This window comes from Candidatus Rokuibacteriota bacterium (assembly GCA_016209385.1).
Taxonomy (GTDB): Bacteria; Methylomirabilota; Methylomirabilia; order Rokubacteriales; family CSP1-6; genus JACQWB01.
Genome location: JACQWB010000156.1, coordinates 1 through 10,378 on the forward strand (window position 1 = coordinate 1; position 10,378 = coordinate 10,378).

Annotated in this window: 13 protein-coding genes; all 13 read left to right on the forward strand. The window is 69.8% G+C overall.

Annotated elements, in window-relative coordinates; genetic code table 11:
- The first annotated feature begins 189 nt into the window (after positions 1-189).
- Positions 190-561, forward strand: coding sequence for an urease subunit beta (gene ureB, locus HY726_10930; GenBank protein MBI4609510.1), 372 nt, complete (start codon positions 190-192; stop codon positions 559-561).
- Positions 558-2,273 (forward strand): urease subunit alpha, encoded by a 1,716-nt coding sequence (gene ureC, locus HY726_10935; protein ID MBI4609511.1) that lies wholly within the window; start codon positions 558-560, stop codon positions 2,271-2,273. The genes ureB and ureC overlap by 4 nt, the downstream gene beginning before the upstream one ends.
- Positions 2,274-2,275: 2 nt before the next feature.
- Complete coding sequence (locus tag HY726_10940; protein MBI4609512.1) at positions 2,276-2,731, forward strand: hypothetical protein; 456 nt, start codon at positions 2,276-2,278, stop codon at positions 2,729-2,731.
- Complete coding sequence (locus HY726_10945) at positions 2,724-3,443, forward strand: urease accessory protein UreF (GenBank protein MBI4609513.1); 720 nt, start codon at positions 2,724-2,726, stop codon at positions 3,441-3,443. The genes HY726_10940 and HY726_10945 overlap by 8 nt, the downstream gene beginning before the upstream one ends.
- Positions 3,440-4,051 (forward strand): urease accessory protein UreG, encoded by a 612-nt coding sequence (ureG, locus tag HY726_10950; protein ID MBI4609514.1) that lies wholly within the window; start codon positions 3,440-3,442, stop codon positions 4,049-4,051. Before HY726_10945 ends, ureG begins: the two co-directional genes overlap by 4 nt.
- On the forward strand, positions 3,999-4,874 hold the full coding sequence (locus tag HY726_10955; protein MBI4609515.1) for an urease accessory protein UreD: 876 nt from the start codon (positions 3,999-4,001) through the stop codon (positions 4,872-4,874). Before ureG ends, HY726_10955 begins: the two co-directional genes overlap by 53 nt.
- Before the next feature lie 126 nt (positions 4,875-5,000).
- The gene (locus HY726_10960; GenBank protein ID MBI4609516.1) at positions 5,001-5,162 is read left to right on the forward strand and encodes a hypothetical protein; all 162 of its coding nucleotides are present in this window, start codon (positions 5,001-5,003) and stop codon (positions 5,160-5,162) included.
- Between the two features lie 58 nt (positions 5,163-5,220).
- Positions 5,221-6,342 (forward strand): MaoC family dehydratase N-terminal domain-containing protein, encoded by a 1,122-nt coding sequence (locus HY726_10965; protein ID MBI4609517.1) that lies wholly within the window; start codon positions 5,221-5,223, stop codon positions 6,340-6,342.
- A gap of 8 nt (positions 6,343-6,350) precedes the next feature.
- Complete coding sequence (locus HY726_10970) at positions 6,351-7,559, forward strand: CoA transferase (GenBank protein MBI4609518.1); 1,209 nt, start codon at positions 6,351-6,353, stop codon at positions 7,557-7,559.
- Positions 7,556-8,800, forward strand: coding sequence for a CoA transferase (locus tag HY726_10975; GenBank protein MBI4609519.1), 1,245 nt, complete (start codon positions 7,556-7,558; stop codon positions 8,798-8,800). The genes HY726_10970 and HY726_10975 overlap by 4 nt, the downstream gene beginning before the upstream one ends.
- 46 nt (positions 8,801-8,846) lie before the next feature.
- The gene (locus tag HY726_10980) at positions 8,847-9,281 is read left to right on the forward strand and encodes a hypothetical protein (protein MBI4609520.1); all 435 of its coding nucleotides are present in this window, start codon (positions 8,847-8,849) and stop codon (positions 9,279-9,281) included.
- A 2-nt stretch (positions 9,282-9,283) separates the two neighbouring features.
- On the forward strand, positions 9,284-10,084 hold the full coding sequence (locus HY726_10985) for a polysaccharide deacetylase (GenBank protein MBI4609521.1): 801 nt from the start codon (positions 9,284-9,286) through the stop codon (positions 10,082-10,084).
- A gap of 4 nt (positions 10,085-10,088) precedes the next feature.
- On the forward strand, positions 10,089-10,378 hold a 290-nt coding region (locus HY726_10990; protein ID MBI4609522.1), incomplete at its 3' end, for a thiaminase II.

Genomic DNA, 10,378 nt, shown 5'->3' on the forward strand with positions numbered 1-10,378 from the left:
GGCTGCCGACGAGCCGCAGGCGTGGCAGTTCGAGCCGAGGCGCTTCGGCGCAGGCAGCTTCATCGCCTGCGCCAGCGGCGAGGCGAGACCCGAGTAAGTAAGAGCCACGAGGCGAGGCCTGAGTTGATTGCGCGGGCCGGGTACCCGCGCCGGAGGCGTGGGTGGGCGCTCGAACGCGGGAGGGCTGACATGATTCCTGGCGAGTACATCCTGGCCGAGGAACCGATCAGGGCCAACGAGGGGCGGCAGACGGTCGAGCTGATTGTGGCCAACACCGGCGACCGGCCCATCCAGGTGGGCTCCCACTTCCACTTCTTCGAGGCGAACAAGGCGCTTCGGTTCGAGCGGGCTCTCGCGTTCGGCATGCGCCCGAACATCCCCGCCGGTACCGCGGTGCGCTTCGAGCCCGGCGACGCGAAGCGCGTGACCCTGGTGGAGCTGGCAGGCCGGCGCGAGGTCTACGGGCTCAACGCGCTGACTGAAGGCCCCACGACTGAGCCCGCTAAAGTCTCGGCCGTGCAGCGCGCCCGGCAACAGGCCTTCGGAGGCGCCGAGTCGTGAGCCTCAGGATTTCGCGACGGCAGCACGCGGACCTCTACGGCCCCACCACGGGCGATCGGGTTCGACTGGCCGACACCGATCTCCTCATCGAGGTGGAGCGGGACCTGAGCGTGTACGGCGACGAGGTGAAGTTCGGCGGCGGCAAGGTGATCCGTGACGGGATGGGCCAGTCGGCGCGCGCGACCTCGGCCGAGGGCGTCCTGGATCTCGTGATCACGAACGCCCTGATCGTGGATCACTGGGGGGTCGTCAAGGCGGACATCGGGATCAAGCACGGCCGCATCGTGGGGATCGGCAAGGCCGGCAACCCGGACGTCATGGCAGGGGTGAGCCCGGGCATGGTCATCGGGGCCGGCACCGAGGTGATCGCGGGCGAGGGCAAGATCGTGACCGCGGGGGGCATCGACAGCCACATCCACTTCATCTGTCCGCAACTCTGCGCGGAAGCCCTCTCCGCCGGCGTCACGACCCTTCTGGGAGGTGGGACGGGTCCCGCCACGGGCACCAACGCCACGACGTGCACCCCGGGGGCCTGGAACCTCCACCGGATGCTCGAGGCGGCTGACGGGCTGCCGCTCAACCTCGGGTTTCTCGGCAAGGGCAATGCCTCGCGCCCCGATCCGCTCCGGGAACAGATCGAGGCGGGGGCCATCGGCCTGAAGCTCCACGAGGACTGGGGCAGCACGCCGGCGGCCGTCGACTGCGCCCTGACCGTCGCGGGGGAGTACGACGTCCAGGTGGCAATCCATACGGACACGCTGAACGAGGCGGGGTTTGTGGAGGATTCGATCCGCGCCTTCAAAGGGCGGACGATCCATACGTACCACACGGAGGGGGCGGGCGGCGGCCACGCCCCCGACATCATCCGCGTCTGCGGCGAGCCCAACTGCCTGCCGTCCTCGACGAACCCGACCATGCCGTTCACCGTGAACACGATGGACGAGCACCTCGACATGCTCATGGTCTGCCACCACCTGAACCCGAAGATCCCCGAAGACCTGGCGTTCGCCGAGTCGCGGATCCGCGCCGAGACCATCGCCGCGGAGGATGTCCTCCACGACCTGGGCGCGATCAGCATGCTCTCCTCCGACTCGCAGGCGATGGGGCGGATCGGCGAGGTGATCATGCGGACCTGGCAGACCGCCGACAAGATGAAGCGGCAACGGGGTCCGCTCGACGGCGATGGCCGGAACGACAACCGCCGCGTGAAGCGCTACGTCGCCAAGTACACGATCAACCCTGCCGTCACCCACGGGATCGCTCACGAGGTCGGCTCGGTGGAGGTGGGCAAGCTCGCGGATCTGGTGCTCTGGAAGCCGGCGTTCTTCGGGGTCAAGCCCGATCTGATCGTCAAGGGAGGATTCATCGCGTGGGCCGCCATGGGGGACCCGAATGCCTCCATCCCGACCCCCCAGCCGCTCCTCTATCGCCCCATGTTCGGCGCATACGGGCGCGCGCCACACACGACCGCGCTGACCTTCGTTTCCAAGGCGGCGCTGGACGGCGGCGTGCCGGCGCGCCTCGGCCTCCAGAAGCGCGTGGTCGCGGTGCGCGGGTGCCGCGGCCTCACCAAACGCTCGATGATTCACAACGACGCCTGCCCGCAAATCGAGGTGGACCCGGAAACCTACGAGGTCCGCGCTGACGGGCAGCTCCTCACATGTGAGCCGGCTCAGGTTCTCCCCATGGCCCAGCGCTATTTTCTCTTTTAGGCATGCTGCTGATCGCCGAGCCACCGGGACAGATCCCCGCCGAGACGCTGGCGGGCAAGGAACGGGATGCCCTCGTCCTGACGTGGGAGGAGCGCCGCTGGGGGCGCCGTCGCGCCGTGACGCGGGGCGGGCGTGAGGTCGCCCTCGGCCTCCCCACCGGGAGCGTGATGTCGCCCGGGTCGGTTCTCGCTGTCCAGCGGGATTGGTATCTGGTGGTGGAGCCGGCGCAGGAGCCCGTGCTCGCCGCGATGCCCCGGAACCCGGCCGACGCGATCCGGCTGGCCTTCGAAGTGGGGAACCGGCACTTCTCCCTTGCCGTTGAGCGCCTCTCGCCCCTCGTCCTGCTGGTGCCCGACGACCCGGCCATGGAGCGGCTTCTGTCGCGGTCGGAGGTGCCGTGGGAGCGGCGGGTTGCGGTGTTTGAGCCGATCGGCGGCGGGGCCCACCGCCATGTCTAGGACAATCGGAGGGGGCGACGCCCCCCTCCGAGCCGCCCTGCTCTCGTTGCTTCAGTTCGCCGACGGTCTCTTTCCCACCGGAGGCTACGCGCACTCCTTCGGGCTCGAGACGTATTGTCAGGCGGGAATCATCACGGACCGCGTCGGGCTCGAGGCGTTTGTGCGAGCTCACCTCGAAGGCGCCGCTGCGCCGTGTGATGCCGTGGCGCTGGCCGGAGCGCTCCGGGCGACGCAGAGCGGGGACCACGAGGCCTGCGCCGTGATCGACGCCACGCTGGAGGCCATGAAGCCGGTCCGCGAGTTTCGCGAGGCGAGTCGCCAGATGGGGCGCCAGACCCTCAGGGTGGCCGCAGCCCTCACCGGCGATTCGCGCCTCATCGTCTTTCAGCAGGCCGTGGAAGCCGGCAGGACTCCAGGCCACCATCCCGTCACGTTCGGGATGGCCGGGGCTGTCGTCGGGTGGTCTCCCACGGATGCGACGACCGCGTTCCTCTACGCGACCGCCGCGCTCCTGGTGGGGGCCGGGCTCAGGCTCCTTCCGCTGGGCCAGCTCGAGGGCCAGCGCGTCCTCTGGTCGCTGCGCGATACCGTCGTGCGCCTGGCCGCCGAGGCTGCCGCCACGGCGCCGGATGACGTCTCGAGCTTCACCCCGGGGCTGGAGATTGCGGGGATGCGCCACGCGAGCCTCGAGCGGCGGTTGTTTCGTTCATGATCCCGACGCCGCTCAAGATCGGCATCGGCGGCCCGGTCGGGTCAGGGAAGACCGCGCTGGTCGAAGCGCTCTGCCTGCGCCTCAGGCAGCACTACCAGCTCGGGGTCATCACCAACGACATCTATACCCAGGAGGACGCGCAGTTCCTGATCCACCGGGGTGTGCTCCCGGGCGAGCGCGTGCTGGGCGTGGAGACCGGCGGGTGCCCCCATACCGCGATCCGGGAGGATGCCTCGGTGAACCTGGAAGCGATCCGGACGCTCCTCGCGCGTTTTCCGGACCTCGAGCTGATCCTGGTGGAGAGCGGGGGGGATAACCTCGCGGCGACTTTCAGCCCCGAGCTGGTGGACGGCACCATCTATGTAATCGACGTCGGCGAGGGAGAGAAGATCCCGCGCAAGGGGGGACCCGGCATCACCCGCTCCGACCTGCTCGTCATCAACAAGATTGACCTGGCTCCCCACGTGGGCGCGGATCTCGGCATGATGGCGTCAGATGCCAAACGGATGAGAGGAGGCCGACCGTTTGTCTTCACGAACCTGCGCGACGGAACCGGTGTCGAGCCCATCGTCGACTGGATCCGACGCGATCTGCTCTTCGAGACTTGAACGGGTCGGCAGGGACGGCTTTCTCCGCCTGAGGTTCGAGCGGCGCGGTGCCGGCACGGTCCTGACCGAGCGGCGGTTCACGCTCCCGCTCCAGGCGCTCGAGGCCCTTCCCATCGACGCCGGAGGCGCTGCCGTGCTCGTGCTGCTCAACCCGACCGGTGGCCTCGTGGGAGGCGACTGTCTCCGCACCGAGGTGAGCGCGGGTGACGGGGCCCACTGCTGCCTCACCACGCCGTCGGCCACGAAGGTCTACCGGACCGCCGGCACTCCGGCGATTCAAGAATTTTTCGCTCGCCTCGGCCCGGGAGCGGTCCTTGAATACGTGCCCGACCATCTCATCCCGTTCCCGGGCGCTGCCCTGCGCCAGTCCGTCACGGTGGAGCTGGGCGAGGGGAGCCGCGCAATCCTGTTCGATGCCCTCGCCATCGGCCGCGTGGCGCGTGGCGAGGTCTGGTGCTTCGCCGAGCTGGACACCACCGTGGTGGTCACCGACCGTCTCGGGCCCAGGCTCAGGGATCGCTTCAGGCTGATCCCGGCGCGACGAACGTGGTCCGGACTCGGCGGGATGGAGGGGATGAACTACCTGGCGACGCTGGCGCTTCTCTTCGACGGCGACGGTCGGTCGGTGTCTGCCGAGCTCGAAGCAGCTCTCGCGGATTTCTCCGGGGTGCGCGGCGCGGTAAGCGAGCTGGGGCGAGGTGGCGTCCTCGTCCGCTTCCTCACCGCGGGGGCGCCCGAGCTTCAGGCTGCGTTTCATCGCCTCTGGGCGATCGCCCGGGGCGCACTCCTGGGTCTCTCGCCGCTCGACCTTCGCAAGGGATGAACCGTGGTGAAGAGCTCGGTGACTGAACGCGGCACGCTGAGCTTCGACCAGCTCATTGCGCGAGCCGTAGCCGGCCTGGTGCAGGACCTCCGGGCGTCAGAGCAGCGCGGGCTCTACCGGGCCGTGATGGATCGAGTCGAGCGGCCGCTCCTGGCGCTCGCCATGGAGATGGCTGGCGGCAACCAGCTCAGGGCCGCGCAGCTTCTCGGCATCAACCGCAACACCCTCAGGACGCGCCTCCGCCTGCTCGGTCTGGCCGCGCCCCGGTCGCGGACCGCTGACGGCTGACTCCACACGTCCGATCCCGTGCCCGCTTGACCCTCCGCGCGCGGTGGGCGGAGAATGGCTGGGCATCATGACGCGGTTTCCCACCATCACTGCTGAGGCGCTCGAGGCCCTCCGGGCCCGCATCGGCGAGCCCGTGCCGCGCCCCCAGCCCTACGTCGAGGTCGCCACCCGTGACGCGATCCGCCACTGGGCGCACGGCATCGGCGATCGCAACCCGCTCTGGAGCGATCCCGACTACGCTGCCAAGAGTCGGTGGGGCGGGATTGTGGCGCCTCCGACAATCCTCTACGCGATGGACCGGATCGTCTCCGGCTACGTCGGCGGCTTGCCGGGGATCCACGCCATGTTCGCCGGCACCGATTTCCGCTGGCGCCGGCCCATCAGGGAAGGGGAGCGGATCGTGGGCGAGAGCGTGCTGCTCGATCTGGTCGAGAAGCCCTCGGCCTTTGCCCGGCGGGCCATCCAGCAGACGTACCGAACCAGCTTCAGAAATGACCGCGGCGACGTGGTCGCGGAGGCCGACTCCTGGTGCTTCAGGACCGAGCGCGATACCGCGCGCGAACGCGGGAAGTACCGGGGCGTGACGCCGCACCGGTACACGGCGGCCGACCTCGACGCGATCCGGAGGGCCTACGCCGCGGAGGCGTTCCGCGGCGCGACCCCGCGCCACTGGGAGGACGTCGAGGTCGGCGAGGTCCTCCCGCCGGTGGTGAAGGGTCCGCTCACCGTGACCTCGGTGATCGCGTTCGTCCAGGGGTGGGGCGGCCTCTACGTGAGGGGCCACGGCCTTGCCTTCGAGCTTTTCGAGCGCCACCCGGCGCTGGCCATCGACAACGCGTTCGGCATTCCCGAGCCTCCCGAGCGCGTCCACTGGGACGAGCCTTTCGCGCGGGCGGTGGGGGTGCCGGGCGCGTACGACTACGGTCCCGAACGGGTGGCCTGGCTGGGCCACCTGGTGACGAACTGGATGGGGGACGACGGCGTGCTCCGGCGCCTGAACGTCCAGGTCCGGCGTCACAACCTCCTCGGCGACACCACCTGGTGCCACGGCCGCGTCGCCGGCAAGGCCGAGGAGCACGGGGAAGCGCTCGTCCACCTGGAGCTCCGGGCTGAAAACCAGCGCGGCGAGGTCACGGCCCAGGGGAGCGCTGCGGTCGCCCTCCCACGCCGCGCACGATAGACCCTCGCGTGGGGCCCCTGACAGGCCTTCGTGTGGTGGAGGTCGGAGAGCTCGTCTCGGCCCCATACGCCGCCAAGTGCTTCGCCGATCTCGGCGCCGAAGTCGTGAAGGTCGAGCCGCCGACCGGCGAGTGGGCGCGGCGCCACGGACCCTTCCTGAACGACGCGCCCCACCTCGAGCGGAGCGGGCTCTTCCTCCTCCTGAACACTAACAAGCTGGGCATCGCGCTGGATCTGGGCCGCGAAGCGGGCCGGGGGATCCTCGACCGCCTCCTGGTCGAGGCGGACCTGTTGATCGAGAACCTTCACCCCGACGACGCTCGGCCCCTGGGCCTGGACCCCGACGCGGTCGGCCGTCGTTTCCCCAGGCTCGTTCACGTCTCGATCTCCTGCTTCGGCCACCGGGGTCCCTGGCGGAGCTGGCGCGGCCATGCCCTCCACGCCGGCGCTGCGGGCGGCGCGAGCGTGGTGATCGGCGAGCCCGGTCGCGCGCCGCTGCCGTTTCCGGCGTCCCAGCCGGACTACCAGGGGGGGATCAACGGCGCGTGCGGCGCGATGCTGGCCCTCTTTGCGCGCCAGAAGACCGGCAGGGGCCAGCACGTGGACGTGGCCACCACCGAAGCGATGGCCTTCTACGGGGGGATCACCTCACCGCTCTACACCGAGACCGGCCTGCCGTGGCGGCGCTCGGGACACCGCGCGTCGGGATCGGGGGGCTTCTACCCGTACGCGATCCTGCCGACGCGCGACGGCTACTTCTGTCTGATCACCCGCTCGGGCCACCCCTGGAAGCGCTTCCTTGAGGCGTTGGGAAATCCCACATGGACCCGGGATGCCCGGTACCGCGATCGGGCTGCCATGGGGCGCGAGTATCCTGACGAGGTGGATGCGCTCCTCGTCCCCTACTTGAGGGAGCGCACGAGCGCCGAGCTCCAGGAGCTCTGCCGACGCCACGCCATTCCGTTCGCGCCGGTCCGCACGACCGAGGAGGTCGCCCGCTGTCCCCAGCTCGCGGCTCGAGACTTCTTCGTCCAGATCGCGCGGGCGGAGGTGGGGGCGCTCACGTATCCCGGCGCTCCGTGGAAATTTTCCAAAACCCCGTGGCGGCTCCTCCGGCCCGCGCCGCTCCTCGGCGAGCACACGGACCTGGTCCTGGGACGCCTCGGTGTCTCCCCCACCGAGCTCGCCTCGCTTCGCCGGGAAGGGATCATCGCGTGAGACCGCTCGACGGGATCCGCGTCGTGGACTTCGGCTGGGTCGCGGTGGGCCCGGTGCTCTCGAGCCTCCTGGCCGAGTTCGGGGCGGAGGTCATCAAGGTAGAGTCGTCGCGGCGGCTCGACTACTGCCGCCTCATCCCCACACCCCTGGGCGAGGACGAGAAGGTCTCTGACGCTCTCGCCTCTCGGGCCCACGAGATCGACACGGTCCTGCTCTTCCACCAGTACAACCGGGGAAAGCTCGGCATCACCGTGGACCTCCGCCATCCGGGGGCTCCGGAGCTCCTGAAGCGTCTCGTCGCCAGAAGCGACGTGGTTGTGGAGAACTTCTCGCCCTCGGTGCTGCGGGAGGTCGGGCTGGACTACCCCGCGCTGGCGCGGGTCAAGCCCGACCTGATCATGATCTCCTGCTCGGCCGTGGGGCACGGCGGACCGTGGGAGGCGGTGCGGACCTTCGCGCCGTCGCTGTCGAGCCTCGCCGGTCTCGAGCGCCTGATCGGCTATCCCGGCGAGCGCTGCCTCGGCGCGCTCACCTTCGGTTACGCCGATCCCTCCAACGCCCACCACGGCCTCTTTGCTGTGCTGGCCGCCCTCTGGCATCGCGAGAAGACAGGCGAGGGGCAGTGGATCGACATGAGCCAGCTCGAAGCAACCGTGGGGCTCGCGGGTGAGGCGCTGATGGACTATTTCATGAACCGGCGGGTGTGGAAGACTCAGGGCGCCACGCACGCGAGCCTCGCGCCCCACGGGATCTATCCCTGCCGCGGCGAGGACGAATGGGTCGCGCTGGCCTGTCAGACCGAGGCCGAGTGGCGTGCCTTCTGCCAGGTGGTGGGCGACCCGGCCTGGTGCGGTGAGCCGCGGTTCGGCGATCTGGACCGCCGCAAGAAGAACGGTGACGCGCTGGACGCTCGGATCACCGAATGGACTCGGGCTGTCGACTGCGCAGAGATCGTCTCGCGCTGCCAGGCGCTCGGCCTCCCCGCCGCGCCGGTCCTGGGTCTGGAGGCCCACGATGCCCACCCCTATTTTCGCGCGCGCGGCACACTCGCGTCCGTTACGCACCCGGTCGTCGGCTCGCTCCGCCTCTACGCCTCGCCCATCAAGCTCGCCGAGACTCCGGGCTGGATCGACAGACCGGCTCCGTGCCTCGGGGAGGACAACCCGCGGATCTTCGGCGAGCTCCTCGGCCTCGCTCCTGACGAGATCGAGCAGCTTCGGGCCGACGGCCTCCTGCGCTGACCAGCCGGGGCTTGCGCATGCGCTGCGTCTCTGTCATGATGGATTTGTGGAGAGGAGACGCCTGATCCTGCTTCTCGCGCTGGCGGCGGGCCTGGCGCTCGCTGCTGTCGGGCCGGCCTGGGCTCAGCAGGTGGAGATCGTGGCCCCGCCGCCCGAGCGTGTGAAGCCTCCCGAGCTGGTCCTCCCGGGTCAGCCGCCCCAGATCACCCACCCGCGCGAGAGCGACTTCACGCCGGACAACGTCCGCACGCGTCACGACCCGGCCTTCATCGCGCCGTTCACGACCACGGTGCGGACCGGTCCCAACACCGCGGTCCGCTTCGGCCTGTCCGGCTGGACGGCACCGCCGGTCCGTCGTGACGTCCTGGTCGCCCGCGAGCACCCCGGGTGGTTCGCGCTCGGCTTCACCGTCGTCTGGGACGTTCCCGTGGAACCTCCCAAGCCCCGGGCCTCCTCCGCCCCTCCCGCCGCGCTTCGTTAGCCGTGGCCGCTCCGGACTGGCCGGCAGGATCCCGCTCGGCGTGCGCGTTCACGTTTGATCTCGACGCCGAGAGCCTGTGGCTCGCCCGCGGCACCGAGGAGCCGGTGGCGCTCTCGCAGGGTCGCTTCGGCCCGGTCGAAGCGCTGCCGCGGATCCTGGAGCTGCTTCGCACACGCGGAATCCGCGCCACGTTCTTCATCCCGGGCTGGGTCGCGGACCATCATCCGAACGCGGTCCAGGCTGTTCTCGCCGATGGCCACGAGATCGGCTGCCACGGCTACCGTCACGAGCGCGTCAGCGAGGTTCCCGCGGCGGAAGAGGAAGCGATCCTCGAGAAGAGCGTGGCGACGCTGGAGCGCCACACCGGGAAGCGCCCGAAGGGCTACCGCGCCCCGGCCTGGCAGCTTTCCTCTCACACCCTCGATCTGCTGGCCCGCTACGGCTTCGAGTACTCCTCCAACTTCATGGATCGCCTGACCCCGTACCTCCACGCGCCGGTCGCCGGCCGCGCGCTGGTGGAGATTCCCGTGAGCTGGGTGCTGGACGACGCGCCGTACTTCCTCTTCACCGGGACGCGCTCGCTCCAGCCGCCGGGGCCGGTGCTCGAGGGGTGGATTTCTGAGTTCAGGGGGATACACCAGGCCGGCGGCGTGACCACCTTCACCTTCCACCCTCAGATCATCGGTCGGCCCTCGCGCCTGGCCTGCCTGGCGGTGCTGGTCGAGACGGTTCAGAAAACTTCCGGCGTGTGGGTCACGGCGCTGGAGGCGATCGCCGAACACTGGCGGACCACCAGCCGGTAGCGTCATGGCGTTCACCGACGAGCTCTGGGACTCCATCCGCGCCGTCTACGCGGCCATCCTGCGCCACCCCTTCCTCAAGGGGCTCACGGATGGGTCCCTCGCGCGGGAGAGCTTTCGCTTTTACGCGGTGCAGGACGCGCTCTACCTGCGCGAGTTCGCGCGGGCGCTCTCCATCGCGGCCGCGCGCGCCCCGCAGGACGACTGGATCATCATGTTCAACGAGCACGCGGCGGGCGCCCTCAAGGTGGAGCGGTCGCTCCACGAGAGCTTCTTCCGGGAGTTCGGCCTCGGCCC